The organism is Rhodococcus sp. 14C212, assembly GCF_011058195.1.
Classification (GTDB): domain Bacteria; phylum Actinomycetota; class Actinomycetes; order Mycobacteriales; family Mycobacteriaceae; genus Rhodococcus; species Rhodococcus aetherivorans.
The window spans coordinates 73,174-92,865 of sequence record NZ_JAALEH010000003.1; the positions used below are offsets into that span (position 1 = coordinate 73,174).

General features: G+C 69.9%; 22 protein-coding genes. 10 read left to right on the forward strand and 12 right to left on the reverse strand.

Annotated elements, in window-relative coordinates:
* Window positions 1–75 precede the first annotated feature (75 nt).
* Window positions 76–1,239: an RNA-guided endonuclease TnpB family protein gene (locus G6038_RS02445; protein ID WP_165035753.1), complete on the forward strand. Its 1,164-nt coding sequence runs from the start codon at window positions 76–78 to the stop codon at window positions 1,237–1,239.
* A gap of 34 nt (window positions 1,240–1,273) precedes the next feature.
* Here the strand turns inward: G6038_RS02445 and G6038_RS02450 are convergent, their stop codons facing one another.
* The 3 genes from G6038_RS02450 to G6038_RS02460 are packed head-to-tail and all read right to left on the reverse strand — an operon-like array spanning window position 1,274 to window position 4,847.
* Complete coding sequence (locus G6038_RS02450; protein ID WP_165035754.1) at window positions 1,274–2,542, reverse strand: phosphoribosyltransferase family protein; 1,269 nt, start codon at window positions 2,540–2,542, stop codon at window positions 1,274–1,276.
* Window positions 2,539–3,729 carry an HpcH/HpaI aldolase/citrate lyase family protein gene (locus G6038_RS02455; protein WP_240918261.1) on the reverse strand — a complete coding sequence of 397 codons (1,191 nt, stop codon included), beginning with the start codon at window positions 3,727–3,729 and terminating at the stop codon, window positions 2,539–2,541. The genes G6038_RS02450 and G6038_RS02455 overlap by 4 nt, the downstream gene beginning before the upstream one ends.
* Window positions 3,726–4,847: a hypothetical protein gene (locus G6038_RS02460; protein WP_206024191.1), complete on the reverse strand. Its 1,122-nt coding sequence runs from the start codon at window positions 4,845–4,847 to the stop codon at window positions 3,726–3,728. Before G6038_RS02460 ends, G6038_RS02455 begins: the two co-directional genes overlap by 4 nt.
* A 234-nt stretch (window positions 4,848–5,081) precedes the next feature.
* On the opposite strand from G6038_RS02460, the gene G6038_RS02465 reads away from it, so the two are divergent.
* From G6038_RS02465 to G6038_RS02475, 3 genes are all read left to right on the forward strand, one after another.
* Window positions 5,082–5,657: a TerD family protein gene (locus tag G6038_RS02465; protein ID WP_006941734.1), complete on the forward strand. Its 576-nt coding sequence runs from the start codon at window positions 5,082–5,084 to the stop codon at window positions 5,655–5,657.
* Between the two features lie 126 nt (window positions 5,658–5,783).
* On the forward strand, window positions 5,784–6,869 hold the full coding sequence (locus tag G6038_RS02470; RefSeq protein ID WP_165035756.1) for a DUF475 domain-containing protein: 1,086 nt from the start codon (window positions 5,784–5,786) through the stop codon (window positions 6,867–6,869).
* Between the two features lie 81 nt (window positions 6,870–6,950).
* Complete coding sequence (locus G6038_RS02475) at window positions 6,951–7,637, forward strand: tellurium resistance protein (protein WP_165035757.1); 687 nt, start codon at window positions 6,951–6,953, stop codon at window positions 7,635–7,637.
* 46 nt (window positions 7,638–7,683) lie between these two features.
* On the opposite strand, the gene G6038_RS02480 is transcribed toward G6038_RS02475, so the two are convergent.
* Complete coding sequence (locus G6038_RS02480; RefSeq protein WP_165035758.1) at window positions 7,684–8,685, reverse strand: MBL fold metallo-hydrolase; 1,002 nt, start codon at window positions 8,683–8,685, stop codon at window positions 7,684–7,686.
* A gap of 124 nt (window positions 8,686–8,809) precedes the next feature.
* Here G6038_RS02480 and G6038_RS02485 point away from each other — a divergent pair, with 124 nt between their 5' ends.
* Window positions 8,810–9,814, forward strand: coding sequence for an NAD-dependent epimerase/dehydratase family protein (locus G6038_RS02485; protein ID WP_165035759.1), 1,005 nt, complete (start codon window positions 8,810–8,812; stop codon window positions 9,812–9,814).
* Between the two features lie 12 nt (window positions 9,815–9,826).
* On the opposite strand, the gene G6038_RS02490 is transcribed toward G6038_RS02485, so the two are convergent.
* The 5 genes from G6038_RS02490 to G6038_RS02510 form a co-directional block, all read right to left on the reverse strand.
* Window positions 9,827–11,656, reverse strand: a complete 1,830-nt coding sequence (locus G6038_RS02490; RefSeq protein WP_165035760.1) for a sugar phosphate isomerase/epimerase and 4-hydroxyphenylpyruvate domain-containing protein — start codon at window positions 11,654–11,656, stop codon at window positions 9,827–9,829.
* 140 nt (window positions 11,657–11,796) lie between these two features.
* A complete protein-coding gene (aroQ, locus tag G6038_RS02495; RefSeq protein ID WP_003938779.1) occupies window positions 11,797–12,255 on the reverse strand; it encodes a type II 3-dehydroquinate dehydratase in 459 nt (152 codons plus the stop codon).
* A gap of 56 nt (window positions 12,256–12,311) precedes the next feature.
* A complete protein-coding gene (locus tag G6038_RS02500; RefSeq protein WP_165035761.1) occupies window positions 12,312–13,307 on the reverse strand; it encodes a LacI family DNA-binding transcriptional regulator in 996 nt (331 codons plus the stop codon).
* Window positions 13,308–13,433: 126 nt separating this feature from the next.
* Window positions 13,434–14,375, reverse strand: coding sequence for an aldo/keto reductase (locus G6038_RS02505; RefSeq protein ID WP_240918269.1), 942 nt, complete (start codon window positions 14,373–14,375; stop codon window positions 13,434–13,436).
* 112 nt (window positions 14,376–14,487) lie between these two features.
* Window positions 14,488–14,910 carry a MerR family transcriptional regulator gene (locus tag G6038_RS02510; RefSeq protein ID WP_165035763.1) on the reverse strand — a complete coding sequence of 141 codons (423 nt, stop codon included), beginning with the start codon at window positions 14,908–14,910 and terminating at the stop codon, window positions 14,488–14,490.
* A gap of 144 nt (window positions 14,911–15,054) precedes the next feature.
* On the opposite strand from G6038_RS02510, the gene G6038_RS02515 reads away from it, so the two are divergent.
* The 4 genes from G6038_RS02515 to G6038_RS31115 all read left to right on the forward strand — a co-directional run bounded on the left by G6038_RS02515 (window position 15,055) and on the right by G6038_RS31115 (window position 16,437).
* The gene (locus G6038_RS02515) at window positions 15,055–15,195 is read left to right on the forward strand and encodes a hypothetical protein (protein ID WP_006941722.1); all 141 of its coding nucleotides are present in this window, start codon (window positions 15,055–15,057) and stop codon (window positions 15,193–15,195) included.
* Window positions 15,196–15,277: 82 nt separating this feature from the next.
* The gene (locus G6038_RS02520) at window positions 15,278–15,460 is read left to right on the forward strand and encodes a hypothetical protein (protein WP_006941721.1); all 183 of its coding nucleotides are present in this window, start codon (window positions 15,278–15,280) and stop codon (window positions 15,458–15,460) included.
* Window positions 15,461–15,555: 95 nt separating this feature from the next.
* Window positions 15,556–16,092, forward strand: coding sequence for a DinB family protein (locus G6038_RS02525; RefSeq protein WP_165035764.1), 537 nt, complete (start codon window positions 15,556–15,558; stop codon window positions 16,090–16,092).
* Window positions 16,093–16,134: 42 nt separating this feature from the next.
* Window positions 16,135–16,437 carry a hypothetical protein gene (locus G6038_RS31115; RefSeq protein ID WP_240918262.1) on the forward strand — a complete coding sequence of 101 codons (303 nt, stop codon included), beginning with the start codon at window positions 16,135–16,137 and terminating at the stop codon, window positions 16,435–16,437.
* A 50-nt stretch (window positions 16,438–16,487) separates the two neighbouring features.
* Here G6038_RS31115 and G6038_RS02535 read toward each other — a convergent pair whose 3' ends face one another.
* From G6038_RS02535 to G6038_RS02545, 3 genes are read right to left on the reverse strand one after another with little or no spacing between them, the layout of a single operon-like run.
* Window positions 16,488–18,104 (reverse strand): cation acetate symporter, encoded by a 1,617-nt coding sequence (locus G6038_RS02535; RefSeq protein ID WP_165035765.1) that lies wholly within the window; start codon window positions 18,102–18,104, stop codon window positions 16,488–16,490.
* The gene (locus G6038_RS02540; protein ID WP_006941716.1) at window positions 18,101–18,442 is read right to left on the reverse strand and encodes a DUF485 domain-containing protein; all 342 of its coding nucleotides are present in this window, start codon (window positions 18,440–18,442) and stop codon (window positions 18,101–18,103) included. The genes G6038_RS02535 and G6038_RS02540 overlap by 4 nt, the downstream gene beginning before the upstream one ends.
* On the reverse strand, window positions 18,439–18,933 hold the full coding sequence (locus G6038_RS02545; RefSeq protein WP_165035766.1) for a nuclear transport factor 2 family protein: 495 nt from the start codon (window positions 18,931–18,933) through the stop codon (window positions 18,439–18,441). Before G6038_RS02545 ends, G6038_RS02540 begins: the two co-directional genes overlap by 4 nt.
* A 122-nt stretch (window positions 18,934–19,055) precedes the next feature.
* Between G6038_RS02545 and G6038_RS02550 the strand changes: the two genes are divergently transcribed.
* On the forward strand, window positions 19,056–19,658 hold the full coding sequence (locus G6038_RS02550) for a TetR/AcrR family transcriptional regulator (RefSeq protein WP_165035767.1): 603 nt from the start codon (window positions 19,056–19,058) through the stop codon (window positions 19,656–19,658).
* Window positions 19,659–19,692 lie beyond the last annotated feature (34 nt).

Here is a 19,692-nt window from a genome sequence, read left to right on the forward strand (position 1 = left end):
GAAGCGCCGTCCTCCTTTCGGGGGGAGTGGTGGTGTCGGGCAAACCTGTCGGTGGGGTCGGTTAGCGTGCCGGGCATGGGGGTCGAGGTGGTGCGCTACAACTACCGGTTGCGGCCGGGCGCCACCGCCGCCGCTGCCCTGATCGAGGAGTGGCATCGCTGCCGGTTCCTGTGGAACGAAGCCGTCCACCAGTTCACCACGGGCCGCAAGCCGAGTTTCGGGACACCCGGCAGGCAGTTGACCGAAGCCCGGGCCCGCTCGTCGTGGTTGCGGGACGGTTCCCAGGTCGCCCAGCAGCAGATGCTGCGCACCTACGCGCAGGCGTTGGACGCGTCGTGCACGGTCAAGGGCCGGGGCCGGCCGCGCTTCAAGGCGCGGAAGAAGACCCTGCCGTCGCTCGAGTACACCCGCCGCGGGTTCCGGATCCGCGACGGCCGGTTGGTGCTGCCCAAAGGCGTGCGTGTTGCGGTGGTGTGGTCGCGGGCACTGCCGGCGGAGCCGTCGAGTGTGCGGATTACCCGCGATTCGTTGGGGCACTGGTATGCCTCGTTCGTGGTGACCCGCGACGCCGAGCCGATCCCGGTCGCCGACCCGGGCAGCGCGGTCGGGATCGACTGGGGAGTGGCCCGGACCGCGACGGCCACCGAGGAGCGGTTCGATCTGCCGCATCACGGGCACCGGAAACGGTGTGCGGCGGAGTTGGCGAGAGCGCAGCGGAAGATGGCGCGGCGTCGCCGGGGGAAGGGACACCCACTCTCGAGGGGCTATCGGCGGGCCCGCACCCAGGCCGCGAAGGTGCAGAAGAAGGCGGCCCGGCAGAACCGGCACGACGGCCGGATCTGGGCCAGGACCGTGGTCGAGGCGCATCGTCTCGTCGCGGTGGAGGATTTCAAACCCAGGTTTCTGACGAAATCCACGATGGCGCGCAAGGCCGCCGATGCCGCGGTCGCGACGGTGAAGCGGGAGTTGATCGAGCAGGGCAGGCGGGCCGGCCGGAAGGTGGTGTCGGTGCGGCCCGCGTACACGACCATGACGTGTTCGAGGTGTTTCGCGAGAGCCAAGCAACCCCTCGGACTCGAGGAACGAACATTCCGGTGCCGGGCGTGCGGGCACACCGCGTGCCGGGACCGGAACGCTGCCAGAGTCGTTCTGGCTGTGGCGGAGCGTGGCCACACCGGTGTCGACGACGTGAGTCAAGCGGATCACCTCCCTCCGGGTGGTGGTGCGGTTGCGGTCTGAGTCGGGAATCTCCTGCCTTCAGGAAGGAGAGGCGTTAACGTCCCTCCCGGGCGGCGCGCAGCACCGACGGGTCGGTGGCGGGCACGACGGCGACGACCACGTCCTCCCCGGCGGCGGTCAGCACGTCGAGCAGGCCCCCGTCGGCGCGGAGGCGATCGGTGTCGGCGGGATCGTCGAGCACCAGCAGCAGCCGTGCCCGTTCCTCCGGCCACCGCGCGTTGTACAGATAACGCGGGACGTCGTCGGGTTCGGGTGCGGCGAACATGAATCCGCGGCGCAGGGGGTAGCAGGGCACGTCCCGGACGTACGCGGGGGAGCGGGTGGTGGTCTGGAACCGCGTGGGGATCCCCCGGCGGGCGAGCGCGTCGGCGATGCGCAGCGGCAGGTACATCAGTTCCTCGTGGCCCACGACGACGACCGGCCGTCCCGGTCCGAGGGCGGTGGCCACGGCCTCGGTCGCGTGCGCGATTGCGGCGTCGAAAGCCGCAGTGTCGGTGCGCAGGAAGCCGTGCCGCCCGCCGTCGGGCACGGTCGCCGGCCACGGCAACGTCACGAAGTCCACGGAGCCTCGTTGTGAGGCAACGGGATTCATATCCGGATCGGGCAGCGCGGCGACCCGCTCGACGAGTCCGTCGGGAAGGATCGTGTGTCCCGCCGCGAGGCTCACGTGGTCGATCCGGGTGCCGAGTTCGGCGGCCGCCTCGTCGACCGCCCGACGGTGATCGGCGGTGCGCATGTCCACCAGCGACGCGACGACGTACCGGGCGCGGGGACTGTGCCGGTGCAGGGACCGGATCGCGTCGACGGCGGTGGCGCCGGTGGAGATCTCGTCGTCCACCAGGACCAGTGGTGCGTCGTTGGCGAACAGCTCCGGCGACGTCGGCTGGAGCAGGTGCGACGTGGCGTGCGAGTGGCCCTCCTCGAACCCGGCGAAGGTGCCGGCGCCGGGCACGTCGCGCCGGGTGGAGTGCAGGTAGCAGCGCGCTCGCAGCCGGCTCGCCACACAATGACCCAGGCCCGTTGCGGTTTCGGCGAATCCGAGTACGACCGTGTCCTGCGCGGCGGAGCCCAGCAGGTCCGCGACGAGATCGCCGAGCCGGTCGCCCGCGCCGATGACCGCGGCCGGGTCGGTGGGAATGTGCTTGCCGAGCACCGTGGAGACCAGCAGGTGGGCGCGACGGGGGTTGCGGCGCAGTCCCGGTAAGACGAGGTCCGGCACGGTGTCGCCGGTGGCCGAGTCGAAGTGCTGCAGTTCCAGGCCGAATTGCTCCGTCGCCCACGGTGACTGCAACCCCGCGGTCACCGGTCCACCAATGCCGTCAGCAGGTCCACGAAAGTGACTCCCTTGTTGGTGACGCCGAACACCGAGGCGCGCAGCAACGTCTGCTGCGCCCAGGTGCGGTGCGGGCGCCGCTCGTTCATCTTGTTGCGGTAACCGGAGGCCTGCACGCCACCCGCGTCGCCGCCGAGGATGTCGACCGCGTCGTGGTACTCCTCGTGCGTGACCGCGGACAGCGCGTGCACCGCGGCCACATGGGAGGGATGGATCACGGTCTTGCCCTGGATGCCGTTCGCCCGGTCGAGGGCGATCTCGCGGAGCAGCCCGTCGAGATCCCGGCTGACGAGCTGCTGGCGGAACATCACCGCGTCGTGCTCGGCGAAGGGGGTGGCCCGCAGCATCGGGCGGAACATGCGCTCGTGATCGGCGAAGTACTCCCAGACGGGACCGGTGATGACGAATCCGGTGCCGTCGGTGCGGCCGAGGTAGTTGACGATATCCGCAATGACGTCGACGACCACGCGCACGTCGTAGATGGTCAGGTCGCGGTCGCGGCGGATGCCGAACGTGGCACACATGTCGGTGGCCCCGATCCGTACCGCCAGCACGCGATCACGGTGCCCGGCGAGCAGCGCCGCGATCTGCTGCAGCTCGCCGTCGCGGGTCTGCCGGTGCACCAGCTCGGCGGACTCGAGCACCGGCATCGCGTACAGGTGCTTGCCGAGCCGCTCGGACGCCGCCGCCACCGCATCGAGGAATACCGGCCCCGACGCCGCGGTGAACTTGGGCAGCACGAATCCGGTCAACGCGGTGACGCCGGGCCCGAGGATGTCGGCGATGCGGTCGACACCGTCGGGGGTGCGCACCCGGACGAACAGCAGCATGGTCGCGGCCGCGGTGCCGGCGAGCTCGTCGAGGGTGGCGACCGCGTTGCGCAGGCCGTCCTCGACCTCGTGATCGGCGACGGCGTCCTCGAGGTCGATCACCATCGAGGCGACACCCTCGCGGGCTCGGCGGACGATCGTGGCGGTCAGATCCGCGCGGGTGGCCGGGACGTACAGGGTGGCCCCGAGCGCAACGGCGAGCCGATCGCGCTCGTCGGCATCGGAGAATGCCTGCGGCGGATGCAGGAACAGCGTGTCCCGGGTCGCGCGGTCCATGTGGTGGAAATGGTGCATCGTGCGCATATCGGCGAAGGTTCCCCCACTCATGCCTCTTCCGTTCGTCCTCTCATTCGTTGCACCACGCCGGCGATGAAGCGCGAAACGGCGTCGAGCTCTCGGACGTACGCCCAGTAGTCGGGGTGTACGCCGGTGAGCGAACCGACTGCCCGGTCGATCCGATCGAGCTGCGCGTCGAGCACCGATCCCCATTCTGCGGTCAACCCCCGTTGCACCGCGAGTTGTTGCGCGTCGCGCAGACGGAACCGTACCTGCTCCACCTTTGCGGCCGGATCACGGCGGACCGCGCGGAGGACGGACAGCCGCTCGGTGACGGCGTCGACGTAGCGTTCCGCCTGGGTGAGCGATGCCCGGGCCGCCGCGGTGAGCTCGAGCGCCTGTTCGGGCCGGTTCCCGGCCGAAGCCGTTCGCGCCGCGGTCACGTCGGCGTCGGCCCGGTCGAGGAACTCGCAGGCGGCGCGTTCGTTGCCGGACAGGTCGGCGGAGCTGGCCGCGTTGAACTCGCGCAGCAGTGCCGAGAACGCCGGCGCCAGGCTCTCGGCGCGGGTGCGGACCGCCGACAGGCGGGTGGTGACGGATGCCACAGCTTTCCGGGCGGACTCGGCCTTGTCCGGCGCCTGCGCGAGGGCGCGACGCAGGGCGGTGGCCGCCTCCTCGGCCCGCCGTGCCGCCGTTCGGACGGCGCCGGTTCCCACCGCCGAATCCAGGGCGCGGACCTCCGCGTCGAGCGCGTTCGCCGCGGCCCGCACGGACGGGTAGCCGGCGTATGCGGCGTGCTCGGGGGCGTCCACCAGCGCCGCCGCAGCCTGCGCCTCGGTGCGGACCTGCCGGGCGAGCTGCGGGACGGTCTGTGCCACCGCGACCGAATGCTCGAGGTGTGCGCGGTGGCGGTCGTAGAACTGGTCGAGGGTGCGGGTGGCGAGACCGATCTGCTGCAGAGCCTGTTCGTAGGCCGGGGCGGGAGCGAGCGGGTCGGTCGGTTCGGTGCGGGCGAGGTGCAGGTACGTCTCGGCCGCGCGGTAACAGGCTTCGCGGACGGGCTCCCACTCGCGGCGCAGGCCGCGCTGCGGAGCGAGTTCGTGCGAGGCCGTGACGCCGGCCTCGGCGACGGACTGGCGGCGGTCCATGTCGAGGAACGCGGCGACCATCGCGTCGTAGGCGCCACGGGCCACCGGATCGTCGGTGCTCCCACCGCCGAAGAGGCGGCGCGTCCATCGGCTCGCCACGCCCCGAATGGTACTGGCCCGCGCGGTTCGGCCCCGTGCGTGCGCGCCGAGGGTGGGGCGTCGGCGCGGAACAGCTATTAGGGTGGAGTGACACGCGCAAATCGGGCGTGCCCGCCCGGGCACCTCGTCCGGACCGACAGATCGAAAGGACCCCGCATGGGCGTCAGCTTGACCAAGGGCGGCAACGTTTCCCTCACCAAGGAAGCACCGAACCTCACCGCCGTGGCCGTCGGCCTCGGCTGGGACATCCGCAGCACCACCGGTGCCGACTTCGACCTCGATGCCAGCGCGATCGCGACCGGCGCCGACAAGAAGGTCGTCTCGGACCAGCACTTCGTCTTCTTCAACAACCTCAAGTCCCCGGACGGCTCGATCGAGCACATCGGCGACAACCGCACGGGCGAGGGCGAGGGCGACGACGAGGTCGTCAACGTCGACCTGAGTGCCGTGCCGGCCAACATCGAGAGCATCTTCTTCCCGGTCTCGATCTACGACGCCGACTCCCGCAGCCAGTCGTTCGGACAGGTCCGCAACGCGTACATTCGCGTCGTCGACCGCGCCAACGGCAACGAGCTCGCCCGCTACGACCTGTCGGAGGACGCCTCCACCGAGACCGCCATGGTCTTCGGTGAGCTGTACCGGCACGGTGCGGAGTGGAAGTTCCGCGCCATCGGTCAGGGCTACGCGTCCGGCCTGGCCGGCATCGCCCGCGACTACGGCGTCAACGTCTGACGTCGCATCCGGATTCCGGATCCGGCCCCCGGCTTCGCCGCCGGGGGCCGCTTTCCTTGGTTCACCGATAATTTGCTGCAGTAACCACCCTGCACCGCCCCGATCCAGACAGAAAGGCCACGCTTCGTGGTTCTGCGCATCTTCGGCATATCGTTCGCCGTCACCGTCGTCTCTCTGGTGGTCGCCTTCCTCTACGGCGGACCCCAGGCCCTGTTCCTCGCCGCGATCCTCGGCGTCCTCGAGGTCTCGCTCTCGTTCGACAACGCGGTCATCAACGCCACCGTGCTGCAGCGGATGAGCGAGTTCTGGCAGAAGATCTTCCTCACCATCGGCATCCTCATCGCCGTGTTCGGCATGCGGCTGATCTTCCCGCTGCTCATCGTGTGGATCGCCTCCGGCCTCGGTCCGATCGAGGCACTCGATCTCGCCCTGAACCCGCCGCCGAACGACGCCGCGTACTTCCCCGACGGCAGCCCCAGCTACGAAACCATCATCACCGACGCACACCCGCAGATCGCCGGGTTCGGTGGCATGTTCCTGCTGATGCTGTTCCTGAACTTCATCTTCGAGGAACGCGAGATCAAGTGGCTGGCCTGGCTCGAGCGCCCGCTCGCGCGGGCCGGCAAGCTGGACCAGCTCGAGGTCGTCGTCGCCTCGGTGCTGCTGGTGCTGACCGCCACGATCCTCGCTCCCGAGGACAAGGTCGCCACCGTGATGATCGCCGGCGTGCTCGGCATGATCACCTACATCGTCGTCAACGGGCTCGGCGAGCTGTTCCACATCCCCGAAGAGGAGGAAGAGCCGACGGGCGGGCCCACCCAGCTGGCCAAGGCTACCGGCAAGGCCGGGTTCTTCCTGTTCCTCTACCTCGAGGTGCTCGACGCGTCGTTCTCCTTCGACGGCGTGATCGGTGCGTTCGCCATCACCTCGGACCCGATCATCATCGCCCTGGGCCTCGGTTTCATCGGCGCGATGTTCGTCCGCTCGATCACGGTGTTCCTCGTTCGCAAGGGCACCCTGTCGGAGTACCGCTACCTCGAGCACGGCGCACACTGGGCGATCGGTGCGCTCGCGTTCATCCTGCTGTACTCGATCGGCCACCACGTGAACGAGATCGTCACGGGTCTGGTGGGGGTCGCGCTCATCGGTGCCGCGTTCGCCAGCAGCATCCGCCGCAATCGCCAGGAGGCGAAGGCGTCCGTCGCCGCCTGACCGCACGACTTCGATGGGAATCCTCGATCGGTTCGAGCGATCGAGGGTTCCCATCTTCGTATCCAGGGAAAGGTCTTACCCATGGCAATCGATTACACCCGACCCCCGAAGAACCCCGGCGACAACCAGGGCGGAGTCGGCCCGAGCAGGATCAGTCTCACCAAGGCTGCTCCGACGGTCAGTCTCGCCAAGACCGGAGCGGAGCGAGGGATCACCCAGGTGAACCTGAACTGGTCACAGGGCGGATCCCCGATGCCACCGAAGAAGGGATTTCTCGCCAAGCTCACCGGGGGCGCGACGGGACGCGGCGTCGACCTCGACCTCGGCTGCCTCTACGAGCTTGCCGACGGCTCCAAGGGTGTCGTCCAGGCCCTCGGCAACAGCTTCGGTGCGCTGGAGAAACCCCCGTTCATCGCGCTCGACGGCGACGACCGCACCGGCGCCGTCTCGGCCGGTGAGACCATGCGCATCGACCTGGGCCGACCCGAACGATTCCGCCGGATCCTGATCTTCGCGATGATCTACGAGGGCGCCCCGAACTGGGCTGCCGTGGACGGTGTCGTCACCCTCACTCCGCCCTCCGGACCGCAGATCGAGGTGCGCCTCGACTCGCCGAACAACGGTGCACGGATCTGTGCCATCGCGATGCTGCAGAACACCGGCCGGGAGATCAGCGCCTCGCGGCTCGTCGAGTACGTCGACGGCAGCCAGTCCGACCTCGATCGTGCCTACGGCTGGGGCATGAACTGGGCGCCGGGCCGCAAGTAGCCACCCACGTCTGCACACCCGGGCGTCCGCACCGATCACGGGATCCTCACCGCGTCACGGACGACTCGCGCAGCAGCGTCTCGGCGTCGGCGAACGCCCGCGCCCGTCGCACGACGGTGGGCGGCGCCGGGGGATGCCCGCCCCACCCGTGGAACAGCGTGCTCAGACTCAGGGCGATCCGCTCCGGGTGGATCCAGTCGCCCCACCGGACGAACTCGGGATCGCGCACCAGCCGCCGGGCCGCCTCGAGCGGCCCGGCGCCGCGCGCGTACTGTTCCCGACCGGCCTGCTCGAGCCACACCCAGTAGGCGCGCAACTCGCGGATCTCGTCCGGTCCGCACAGCGGCCCGTGGCCCGGCACGTAGACGTCTGCGTCCAGCGCCAGCAGCCGATCGATCGCGGCAATCCAGTTCTCGAGCGGCCCGTGCCACAGAATCGGCGTCGAGCCGATGAACAGCAGATCGCCGGCGAAGACGACGCCGGCGTCCGGCACGTGCACGATCGCGTCCCCGGCGGTGTGGCACGGCCCGAGCCGCTCCAACGCCACCGGACGTTGTCCCACCTCGAGCCGCAGATCGATGTCGAAGGTGTGGTCGGGGAGCCGGGGTGACCGCCACGGCAGGTGGGCGCCGCCCGGAACCCGGCGCATGTAGGCGGCCGCGGCGCCGACCCGACCGGGCACCGCGCCCAGCCACCGGCCCGCCGTCGCCAGTGCCGCCACTGCGGCGGGAGGGAGATCCTCGCGCATGCCGCGCAGCGCGGCCGCACTGGTCGTGATGCGGGTCGTCGCCGGCAGCGTGTCGTTGCCCCACCAGTGGTCGCCGTCGGAATGGGTGTTGACGGCCTCGGTGATCGGTGCCCGCGACACCAGCGGGTGCTGTGCCTCCGCGATCCGGTGCGCCAGCCGCGTGTCCCACGCGGTGTCCACGACCAGCGACGCCGTGCCCGCGTCGACGACGAGACCGGTGTTCGCCTCGCCCCAGCCGCCCGGCGTCCGCACGAACGCCCACACCCCGTCGCCGATCTGCGTCAACCCGCCGTCGCCCACCGTTCGCCCCCTGTCCGCAGTGGCGGTGAGTCTAACGGCACGACCCGGACCGTGGTTTGCCCCCGGACCGGCCCGGGAACGCGGTATGAATCGCACGGACGGCGTCACGAGCGAAGGGGATTCCATGGGAACGACGGTTGCGGTCACCGGCCCCACCGGCGAGATCGGCAGGGCCGCGGTCGCGGCCCTCGAGCAGGACCCGCGCATCGACCGGATCCTCGGCATGGCACGAAGCCCGTTCGACCCGGCCGCGCATGGGTGGACCAAGACCGAGTACCGGCAGGGTGACATCCTCGACCGCGGTGCCGTCGACGCCCTCGTCGCGGAGGCCGACGTCGTCGTGCACCTGGCCTTCGTCATCATGGGCTCGCGCGCCGAGAGTCACCGGATCAACATCGCCGGGACTCGCAACGTCTTCGAGGCGACGGTTGCCGCCGCCCGGCCGCGGCGTCTCGTGTACACCTCGTCCGTCGCCGCGTACGGCTACCACCCCGACAATCCGACCCCGATCACCGAGGACGTGCCCACCCGCGGCTCGCACGAGCACTACTACTCCGAACAGAAGGCCGAACTCGAGCACGCCCTCGACGAGGTCACCCGCGGATCGGATCTCGAGGTGTTCGTGCTGCGACCGTGCATCGTCGCGGGCCCGAACGCGACCGCCCTGGCCGACGCCATGCCGTGGCGACAGATCGCCGAGCACCTGCCCGGGGCCGTGCGGAAGGCCGCCGGCGCCCTGCCCCTGCCGCGTCCGGTGTTCCCCGACCCCGGTCATCCGCTCCAGCTCGTGCACCACGACGACGTCGCGAGTGCCGTCGTCGCCGCCGTGACGTCCGAAGGGCCGCCCGGCGCGTACAACATCGCCGGCGACGGGGTGGTGTCCCTCTCGGACGTCGCGACCGCGCTCGGCGCCCAGCCGATCCGGGTTCCGGCGTCGGTCGCGACGGCGGCGTCGGCCGTGGTGGCGCGGTTGCCGTTCATGCCCTCGGTGGTCGAGTGGATCCACACCGGTCGTACGTCCGTCGTGATGGACACGACGAAGGCCCGGACACAGCTCGGCTGGCAGCCGCGCTACACGAGCGCCCAGACCCTCGCGGCGCTGGCGCAGGCGGTGGGTGCCACCCGGTAGCGGTGCAGTGGGTCAGCGTCGCGCGGCCGCGTGCGCGGCCATGCGGATCGGGGCGTTGACGGTGCCGTGGCCCCGGTAGCCGCCGCGCCGCTGCACCAACTCGAAGAACACCCGGGCGCTGACGACCTTGGTGAACACCTGGAACAGCTCGCCGCCGTCCTCGTCCCGATCGTAGAGCACCTTGTATTGCCTAAGGGCGGAAAGCATTTCCGGGTCCGGAGCCAGGCGCGCATCCAGATCGTCGTAGTAGTTGCGGGGGATCTCGAGCACCGGCGCTCCCGAATCATGCAGGGCACGAGCGGCTTCCACCGCATCGTCGACGCCGAACGCGATGTGCTGCGGGTGCCGCACGCCCGGTGCCCATTCGCCGCGACGGAGCACGGGGGCGACCAGGCCGACCTCGAAACCGTCCGTGGCCAGGACGCGGCTGCGCACCAAGCCGAACGGTCCCGCGTACTCGGCGGCCTCGGCGTCGGTCAGGCCCAGCACCGACCGGTAGAACAGGGTGGCTTCGTCGAATCGGTCATAGGCCTGGGTCAGCGCGACGTACTCGGTGCACCGCACGCCCACCGCTGTCGTCGGCGTCGTGCCGGTGGGGCGGAAGTCGTTGCGCCAGTCGACAGGGCCGTCGCCCCGCGACGACAGGAACAGGGCGGTGCCGTCCGGGGAGACCACTGCGGACAACGGTGCCTCACCCGGGCCGACGACCCGCGCCAGCTGTGGTGCCAGCAGTTCGTGGGCGTGCCGGGAGACGGCGCCGACGTCCGCGACCTCGATCCCCAGAGCGGTGACGGCCGCGCCCTCGGCCGCGCTGTGGGCCGGGTTCGAGGTGTTCACCAGCACCCGCGCGTCCCCCTGCTCCCACAGCTCCACCGGCTTGCTGTGGTGCTGCCCCGAGTGGGTGAAGCCGAGCGAGGCGAGGGCCGCACGGACCGGCTCCGCGGCGGTGGGCGGGGTTCCGATCTCCGTGAACGCGTGCCCGCGCACCTGCACCGGGTCGGGATCACCGTCGAGACGCAGTTCCAGATCGAGCAGCGAGCGCATCGCGTCGATCGCCGTCGGCACCGGCGCCGACTGGCGGAACACATCGTTGAACACCTCGAGCGAGAGCGGACCGGTGTAGCCGGCCGCGAGGACGTGCCCGACGAGTCCGACGAGATCGAACTCGCCCTCGCCCGGGAACACCCGGTAATGGCGGCTCCACTGCAGGACGTTCATGTCCATCTCCGGTGCGTCGGAGAGTTGCAGGAAGAAGATCTTCTCGCCCGGGATGTCCGCGATGCCGGCGACGTCCTTGGTGCGGGAGAATATGTGGAAGCTGTCGAGGCACAGCCCGAGGGCCGGATGATCGGCCCGGCGCACGATCTCCCACGAGCGCTGCCAGGTGTTCACGTGGCGGCCCCATGCCAGGGCCTCGAAGGCGATCCGCATGCCCCGCTGCGCTGCCGCATCCGCTAGTTCCCGCAGCTGGGTGGCGGCGAGATCGACATCGTCGACGGTGTGCGGCGACACCGACGAGCAGACCAGCACGAGGTCGGTGCCGAGCTGTTCCATCACGTCGAACTTGCGCCGCGCGCGGCGCATGTTGCGGGCGTAGATCTCGGCCGGGACGGCCTCGAAGTCGCGGAAGGGCTGATACAGCGGGATGCTCAGCCCGAGTTCGGCGCAGCGCTCGCGCACCGCCGCGGGGGTGAGCGGGGAGCCGAGCAGGTCGGGTTCGAACAGTTCGATGCCGTCGAACCCGGCGTGGGCGGCGGCGACGAGCTTGTCCTCGAGGGTGCCGGACAGGCACACGGTGGCGATTGCTTTGGCGCGCTTGGTCCCAGGACGGGGGTGGGTCATGGTCGGGCTCCTCCAAGGCGGCCGCCTGTGCGGGCGGGCGCGGAATCGGGGACCGGTACGCCGGGACGGGTCCGCTCCGGCGGTATCGGTTCGGACGGCTCGCTGCGGGTCACGCGCGAGGGGACCGGTGACGGCGCCGGTTACGCCTGCGTCGTGCGCTGGGCCACGAGTGCGCGCAGCGCCCATTCGTAGCCGGCGACGCCGAGGCCCACGATGATCCCGGAGGCGACCGGGGAGATGTAGGAGTGGTGGCGGAACTCCTCGCGGGCATGGACGTTGGAGATGTGTACCTCGATGAGCGGCACGTGGGCGCCCTTGATCGCATCGTGCAGGGCCACCGAGGTGTGCGTGTAGGCGCCCGCGTTGAACACCACCCCGAGGGACTCCCCGCGGGCGACCGCGGCGCCGGCGTCGTGGAGGGCGTCGATGAGGACGCCCTCGTGGTTGGACTGCCGGAAGTCGATGTCGACGCCCAGTTCCTTGCCGACGTTGCGGCACAGGGTCTCCACGTCCTCGAGGGTCTGCGCGCCGTACACGCCGGGCTCGCGGGTGCCGAGCAGGTTGAGGTTGGGGCCGTTGAGGACGAGCACCGAGGTCATGGGCGAATCTCCTTTGTTTTCTGCGTGTTCCGGGGGTCAACTCCCGGACGGGTCTGTCAGCCGACGGGCAGGCCGGCGGTCACTGTGCTCGAGCGCACGACGAGGTGGGTGCCGAGTTCCACGGGCGCCGCGCGGGGTGTGGTCTTTCCGTCGAGGACGTCGCACAGCAGGTCGATTGCAGTCACGCCGGCCTCGTCGAACGCCAGATGCACGGTGGTCAGCGGCGGCGAGGTCATCTCGCAGAGCCACGAGTCGTCGAATCCGACGACGGAGTAGTCGCGGCCCGCCCGCAGTCCGTGCTCGGCGAAGCCTTGCATGAGGCCGACGGCGGCCTGGTCGTTGTATGCGACGACGGCCGTCGTCCCGGTGCCGACCAGTTCCTCGGCCGCCTTCCGGCCCGCGACGACGAAGTCGGGCTCGAGGGGGCCGAGCACCGTGCCGGTGATCCCCCGGTCGGCGCAGGCCTTCACGAAGGCGGCGAGGCGGCGTCGCTGGGCGAGCCAGTACTCGGGGCCGCCGAGGTATGTGACGGCGGTGTGCCCGGCGTCGGCGAGGTGGTCCACTGCTTGGGACATGCCGTCGTCGGAGGTCAGCAGCACGGCGGGCAGCTCCCCGCAGGTGTGGTTGACCAGTACGACGGGGGTGACCCGTGCGAGATCCTCGAGGTCGGTGTCGGACATGCGCGGGGCGATGAGCACCAGTCCGTCGACCTGCCGGGCGATCGCCCGGACGAGGTCGAGCTCGTCGGCGGACCGTCCTTCGCCCGCCGCGACGAAGAGGGAGTAGCCGCGCTCGCGCGCCCGGTCCTGCGCGGTTTCGACGGCGGGACCGAACACGGGATTGCGGATGTCGGGGACGAGGAAGCCCAGGTTGTGGGTGCGACCGAGGGCGAGCGAGCGGGCGGTGGGATTCGGAGTGAAGGACAGCGCCTCTGCGGCGGTGAAGACCTTCGCGCGGGTGTCGGGACTGACGGCCTCCGGTCGGGAGAACACACGGGAGACCGTGGCGGTCGAGACGCCGGCGCGCGCCGCGACCTCGCGAAGCGTCGCCATGGGTTCTCCTCGGGGGTGGGGTCCACCCACTGTGCAAGCGGTTACATCGCTTTGTCAAGCTTCATGTAACCGCTTGCACGGAGGATCGGCGTGGGCGTCGCCCGTTCCCGGCGGGCGACGCGTCGCTCACGCGTCGATGCTGGACATGTCCCCGTAGCGCTCCCCGACGACCGCCTCCCGGGGCACCGCCGACTCGATCGCGCCCAGCTCGTCCGCGGTGAGCGACACGTCCGCGGCCGCGATGTTCTCCTCGAGGAAACGCACCCGCTTCGTCCCCGGGATGGGGACCACGTCGTCGCCCTGGGCGAGGACCCATGCCAGTGCCAGCTGACCAGGGGTGCAGTTCTTGGATCGGGCCAGGCGGCGGACGGCGGCCACGAGCGCCAGGTTCGCCTCCAGCGCCGCACCCTGGAATCGCGGGAAATAGGCGGTGCGGCGAGAATCCGAGCTCTCGAGATCGGACGGTGCCGTGATCGCGCCCGTCAGGATGCCGCGCCCGAGCGGCGAATACGGCACGAGCCCGATGCCGAGGTCACGCAGAGTCGGCAGGATCTCGTCCTCGATGTCGCGGGTGAACAGCGAGTACTCGGTCTGCAGCGCGGTGATCGGGTGGACGGCGTGGGCCCGGCGGATCGTCTCCGCGGATGCCTCCGACAGACCCAGATGGCGGACCTTCCCGGCCTGCACCAGTTCGGCCATCGCGCCGACGGTGTCCTCGATCGGCACGGTCCTGTCCACGCGGTGCTGGTAGTAGAGATCGATGTGGTCGACGCCGAGGCGGCGGAGCGACGCGTCGCAGGCCGTGCGGACGTACTCGGGCCGGCCGTTGATGCCGAGGCGGGTGCCGTCCTCGGCGCGCTCGTTGCCGAACTTGGTCGCGAGGACCACGCGGTCGCGGCGATCCGCGACGGCGCGGCCGACGAGGTTCTCGTTGGTGAACGGGCCGTACATGTCGGCGGTGTCGAGCAACGTCACGCCGAGCTCGAGGGCCCGGTGGATGGTGGCGACGGCATCGGCTTCGTCCCCGGTGCCGTAGAACTCGGACATGCCCATGCACCCGAGTCCCATCGCCGAGACCGTCAGCGGCGACGCGGTGCCGAGCGTGCGGGTGCCGAGTGGGGGCCGAGAGGTGTTGTTCGTGGTCATGGCGTCGAGTCAAGACCTTCGAGCGCGCTCGAAGTCAAGCGCGAGCGCTCTCGCACGGTCCGTCGTCGAGGCCGCTCGTCCGGGAGAGGTAGATGTCGATCTTGCCGTCGATCGCGGCGAGGTGCTCGGTCACCTCGTCGAGCTGGGTGAGCACCCGCGCCCGGTGCGCGCGGAGCAGCGCGAGGCGGTCCTGTTCGTTGCCGCTGCCGGCCCGGCAGAGGGCCGCGTACTCGCGGATCTCGCGGATCGGCATGCCCGTCGCCCGCAGCCGGGTCAGCAACACCACCCAGGAGAGGTCGTCCTCGGTGTAGAGCCGGTGGCCGGAGGAGGAGCGGCCGATCTCGCGCAGCATGAGGCCGTCGCGCTCGTAATAGCGGAGGGTGTGGGTGGTCAGACCGGTGCGCTCGGCGGCCTCGGCGATGGTCGCGACGGTCGTCGCGGAAGGGGCGGTCGTCATGGCTTCATGATCCGCCTCGGGGTGGTCCTGCGCTCCGCAGGCGATCCGGGGTGGCCGCATCGGCACCACAGGGTGCCTGTCGAGGACCCGGACGGCGGCCGACGATGGGCGAACCCCGTTTCTCACCACCTGCAGGAGGCTGCCATGAAGACCCGGATCCGCACCACCGTCGCGGTCGTCGCGACCTTGTTCACCGTCGTCCTCGGCACCGCAGGCGCCGCGAACGCCGCCACCGCCAGCGCGTCCGTCAAATGCGGCCACGTGACCATCCACTGCCCGGGCTGAGCACGGGCGGCGTCGGGGACGTCGCCGTTCCCGACGCCGCCCACCGTGGGCGCGGTGCGCGGGCCTCCGCGATGATGAACAGATGATCGAGACACCCGTGATCGTGGGCATCGTGTCCATCTGCGTCGGATTCGTGCTCTTCGTGCTCGCCGCGAGTGGAACGCGCGGCGGATGGAACAGGAAGCTGACGATCACGCTGTTCGTCCTGTCGGTCCTGTTCCTGACGCTCGTGCCGGTGACCGGCGCGGTCTTCTTCGCTACCTGATGTCCGGTCACCTATCGAGGACCGAAACTGTCCGCATTCCTCCCTACCGTCGTAGTCGTAGCAGCAGAATCGACATCACGAAGGGCGGAAGCGACATGACCGAGCGGACCCTCTCCGGAGAACGCGCCGACATCCTCGACATGCTGGCCGAGCAGCGGAGGATGTTCCTGATCACCCTCCGCAACCTCGACGACGAGCAGGCCCGCACCCGCAGCACCGTCAGCGACCTGACCCTGGGTGGTCTGCTCAAGCACGTCTCGACCACCGAGCAGCACTGGATCGACACCATCCGCACGCTCGACGACACCGCCGAGTTCGACATGGAGTCCGCGATGGAGCAGTACTACCTGCGCGACGACGAGACCGTCGCCGGCCTGCTCGAGCGGTACGAGGCGATCGCGGAACAGACGGAGGCCTTCGTCGCCGGCCTCGCGGACCTCGACCTGCAGGTGCCGCTGCCCACCGCGCCGTGGGCGCCGGAGCGACAGTGGTGGAGCGCCCGAAAGGTGCTGCTGCACATCATCCGGGAGACCGCCCACCACAGCGGTCATGCCGACATCATCCGCGAATCCCTCGACGGCGCGAACACCACCAGGCAGCAGGGCACCGACGCGGGGATGACCTTCGACTAGACGATTCGCCCCGCGTCACTGCGCCGCGCGCCGTGGTGCTCGATGCGCGCGTTCTCACGCGCGCAGGAAGCACTTTCGGTCGCGGACGGCAGCCCGATCCGCGACACGCGCACGAATGTCGTTGGCCGTGCGCTCGACACGGAGCAGTATCGGGCCATGTCGGCACTCTGGGACGAAGACGGCCGCGTCGCCTGGGAACTGCACGCGTCCGGGTGGGACTGGGAACAGATCGGTCGCGAACTCGCGTGCCCCGAACACATCGCACGCGAGATGTGCGAGAGACACGGCACGGTGCTCGCCGAACAGGCGCAGCAGGACCATCCGACGCTGTTCGACCTGCCCTGACATGACGGGCACCCGCACTCGCATCTCCCGAGTGCGGGTGCCCGTCGTCGTCAGTGAGCGGTCGCGACCTCCGCCCCGATCCCGGTTTCCGCGCGCACCAGCATCTCGGCGAACTTCTCGTCCTCGTGCGCGGAGCGTCCGCGCCGCTTCTCGGCCACGAGTGAGCCGACGACGCACGCGGCAAGGCCGAGCGGCATGGTGACGATCACCGGCAGCTGGATCGTGAGTGGTGCCGGGCCGCTGCCGAGCCACAGCGCCTCGGTGAGCATGAGACTGACGATGGTCGAGACCAGGCCGGTGAGGATTCCCCACACGGCGCCGGTGCTGTTGAAGCGCCGCCAGTTCAGGCTGAGCACCAGGGACGGCAGGTGGGCGCTGCCGGCCACCATGAACGCCATGCCCATGAAGTAGGTGATGTTCGTGTCGTCGCCGATCAGCATGGTCAGCACGATCGCGACGACGCTGAAAGCAACCGCACCGAACCGGGCAATACGGGCCTGAGCGTTCTCCTCGCGCGTGCGCGCCGCGACGTCGAGTTCGTCCACCGGCGGCTTGCGGGTCAGCGCCGGCCAGATGTCGCGGGCGAAGGTGCCCGCGGCGGAGATCACCACGCCGGCGACGACGGCAACGATGCTCGCGAACGCGACCGCCGCGACCATCGCGAGGGCGATCGAGCCGCCGATCGTGCCCACACCGCCACCGAGTTCGGTGACGAGTACGGGCGCCGCGAGGTTGCCGCCGGCGCCGACGCGATCGGCGCCGCCGTCCCCCAGCAGGGCTGCGGCGCCGAAGCCCATCACGATGACGATCAGGTAGAACATGCTGCACAGCGCGACGGTCCAGCCCAGCGAGCGCCGGGCGGTGCTCGCCTCGGGGACGGTGAAGAAGCGGATCAGGATGTGCGCCATGCCCGCCGTGCCGAGCGCGAACGCCAGCGAGTACGAGACGAGGTTCAGCGCGCTGGTCTGCCCGAAGATCAGGCCCGGGGACAGGATGGCCTCGCCCGCCACCGCGTGCTCGGTCGCGGTGTCGAGGACCTTCGGGAAGCTGAACCCGAACTGCGCGAGGATGCCCAGCCCGACCACGATCGCGAGGACCGACAGGATCGTAGACTTGATGACCTGCACCCACGTGGTGGCAAGCATGCCGCCGACGAAGACGTAGATGCCCATGAGCGTGCCGGCGACGATGACGGACAGCCAGAACGGGATACCGGAGACCGACTCGAGCAGCACCCCGGCCGCGACGAGTTGCGCGAGCAACACGAAGGTGCCGGTGGCGATGGTGCTCAACGCCACGACGACCCGCACGCTGCGTGCCTCGGTGCGGAACACGAGCACGTCGGCGAGGGTGTACTTGCCCACGTTGCGCATCTTCTCGGCCAGCAGGAACAGCACGGGCAGGAACGAGATCACCGAGGTGCAGAGGATGACGGCGCCGTCGACGCCCTTGTAGAAGATCAGGCCGGTGGTTCCGAGAAAGCTTCCGGCCGAGATGAATTCACCGGCGATGGCGAAGCCGTTCTGCCAGCTGGAGATCGAACGGCCGGCGGCGAAGAATCCGTCGGCGCTGCGGGCCCGCCGGGACACGGCGAACGTGACCCACAGGGTCAGCGAGATCACCGCCGCGCAGATCGCGATCGCGAGGTAGTCGGCGTCGCCGGTCATGCCGCACGCTCCTGGTTCTCGAGGACGGCCGCGACGGCGGCGTCGGCGGCGGGCTGGATGTAGATGCGGGTGAGCCGGAAGTAGGCGTAGACGAGGACCCACGTCCCGGCGAACTGGGAGAACACGACCCACAGCGAGAGGGGAACTCCGAGGAGCTCGGTGTCACCGAGGAATTCGGGGAAGTAGGCGAAGCCGACGAGGAAGGACGCGAAGAGGGTGATCGCGAGGGCGCCGAGGGAGTTGGTGACGGTGCGCCGGCGGCGGCGCAGTTCGACGACCTCGGGCAGGGAGAGCATGGCACTCCAGGTCGGTTGCGTTCCGGTCTGCAGCTCGGTCACGGCCGCACCGCCGCGCGGCGTGCCGTCTCCAGCGCGAAGAGGTTCTCGTCCCAGCCCTGTTCGAGGGGACCGAAGAAGTGGAAGCGAACCTGCTTGACCCGGTAGCGCCAACGGCCGTCGACCTTGACCACCTCGTCGGTGTAGCGGCCGGCGGCGATGGCGGGGGTGCCGTCGGTGACGCAGGGCTGCCACAGGAACGACCGCACGGTGGCGCGGTCGCCGTCGAGGTCGATCTCCATGTTCGTGATGAAGTGCCAGAACGTGGTCAGCCCGCCGGCGGCGAGTCCGGCGAAGAATTCGCGCATCTCGGCCTTGCCGCGGGGGTGGGACAGGCCGTCGAACTCGCCGTCGTCGGTGAACAGGTCCATCAGGGCGTCCCAGTCGCCGTCGTCGAGGTGACGGCAGTAGCGGGCGTCGAGCGAGCGGATCGCCTCGAGGTCCTCGAGGCGGGCGATCCGATCGGCGAGCGTGATGTCGGGGAGGGTGGTCACAGTGCGTCCTTCGACGAGGTGGTTAACGCATGTTCATGTGAGGTGGACCATAAGCGGACCGCAATGGCAGCGTCAAGACCGACTTCTTGCTGGTCCCGACCCGGGCCTCTACCCTGCACCTCATGAACACTCGATCGGGCACGGCCCTGATGGGCGTCCGCGACCGGATCCTCGACGCGGCGCTCGGCGAGTTCTTCGCGGCCGGATTCCACGGCGCCACGATGCGCACGATCGCCAATCGTGCTGGTTGCAGCGCTGCGAACGTCTACAACCACTTCGAGAACAAGTCGGAGTTGCTCGTCGAGATCCTCCGGGCGGCCAGCGACGAGCAGTTCACCGCCACACGCAACGCGCTGCGCAAGGCCGGTGCGGACCCCGCCGAGCGCTGGCGGGCCGCCGTGGTGGCGCACGCGCTGTTCACCGCCCGAAATCCGCGTGAATGCCTGGTTGCGAACACCGAGCTCCGGTACCTCGGCGAGGTGGATCGCAAGCGGGTGGTCGGTTCGCGGGACGCGCAGGAGCAGCTGTTCGTCGAGATCGCCGAACAAGGCTCGGAGATGGGGATTTTCGACGTTCCGCATGTGCACCAGGCCGTGACGGCGGTCCTCACGATGTGCGCCGGTATCCCGCTGTGGTTCCGCCCGGACGGACCGCTCGGCGCGGCCGAGGTGGCCGACGACTACGGCCGGTACGCGCTCAACCTGCTCGGATACCGCCCCGCCTGAACTCCGGCGTTGACGCCCGAGCGGGGTCGTGCTG

What these genes read in the sequence shown, in the direction of transcription:
- G6038_RS02465 (WP_006941734.1), top strand. Translation starts at nt 5,082, where the DNA reads ATGGGCGTCAGCTTGACCAAGGGCGGCAACGTTTCCCTCACCAAGGAA.
- G6038_RS02520 (WP_006941721.1), top strand. Translation starts at nt 15,278, where the DNA reads ATGATCGAGACACCCGTGATCGTGGGCATCGTGTCCATCTGCGTCGGA.
- G6038_RS02445 (WP_165035753.1), top strand. Translation starts at nt 76, where the DNA reads ATGGGGGTCGAGGTGGTGCGCTACAACTACCGGTTGCGGCCGGGCGCC.
- G6038_RS02460 (WP_206024191.1), bottom strand. Translation starts at nt 4,847, where the DNA reads ATGGTCGCCGCGTTCCTCGACATGGACCGCCGCCAGTCCGTCGCCGAG.
- G6038_RS02500 (WP_165035761.1), bottom strand. Translation starts at nt 13,307, where the DNA reads ATGGCGACGCTTCGCGAGGTCGCGGCGCGCGCCGGCGTCTCGACCGCC.
- G6038_RS02525 (WP_165035764.1), top strand. Translation starts at nt 15,556, where the DNA reads ATGACCGAGCGGACCCTCTCCGGAGAACGCGCCGACATCCTCGACATG.
- G6038_RS31115 (WP_240918262.1), top strand. Translation starts at nt 16,135, where the DNA reads ATGCGCGCGTTCTCACGCGCGCAGGAAGCACTTTCGGTCGCGGACGGC.
- aroQ (WP_003938779.1), bottom strand. Translation starts at nt 12,255, where the DNA reads ATGACCTCGGTGCTCGTCCTCAACGGCCCCAACCTCAACCTGCTCGGC.
- G6038_RS02455 (WP_240918261.1), bottom strand. Translation starts at nt 3,729, where the DNA reads ATGAGTGGGGGAACCTTCGCCGATATGCGCACGATGCACCATTTCCAC.
- G6038_RS02510 (WP_165035763.1), bottom strand. Translation starts at nt 14,910, where the DNA reads ATGACGACCGCCCCTTCCGCGACGACCGTCGCGACCATCGCCGAGGCC.
- G6038_RS02490 (WP_165035760.1), bottom strand. Translation starts at nt 11,656, where the DNA reads ATGACCCACCCCCGTCCTGGGACCAAGCGCGCCAAAGCAATCGCCACC.
- G6038_RS02475 (WP_165035757.1), top strand. Translation starts at nt 6,951, where the DNA reads ATGGCAATCGATTACACCCGACCCCCGAAGAACCCCGGCGACAACCAG.
- G6038_RS02550 (WP_165035767.1), top strand. Translation starts at nt 19,056, where the DNA reads ATGAACACTCGATCGGGCACGGCCCTGATGGGCGTCCGCGACCGGATC.
- G6038_RS02515 (WP_006941722.1), top strand. Translation starts at nt 15,055, where the DNA reads ATGAAGACCCGGATCCGCACCACCGTCGCGGTCGTCGCGACCTTGTTC.
- G6038_RS02535 (WP_165035765.1), bottom strand. Translation starts at nt 18,104, where the DNA reads ATGACCGGCGACGCCGACTACCTCGCGATCGCGATCTGCGCGGCGGTG.
- G6038_RS02485 (WP_165035759.1), top strand. Translation starts at nt 8,810, where the DNA reads ATGGGAACGACGGTTGCGGTCACCGGCCCCACCGGCGAGATCGGCAGG.
- G6038_RS02505 (WP_240918269.1), bottom strand. Translation starts at nt 14,375, where the DNA reads ATGGGACTCGGGTGCATGGGCATGTCCGAGTTCTACGGCACCGGGGAC.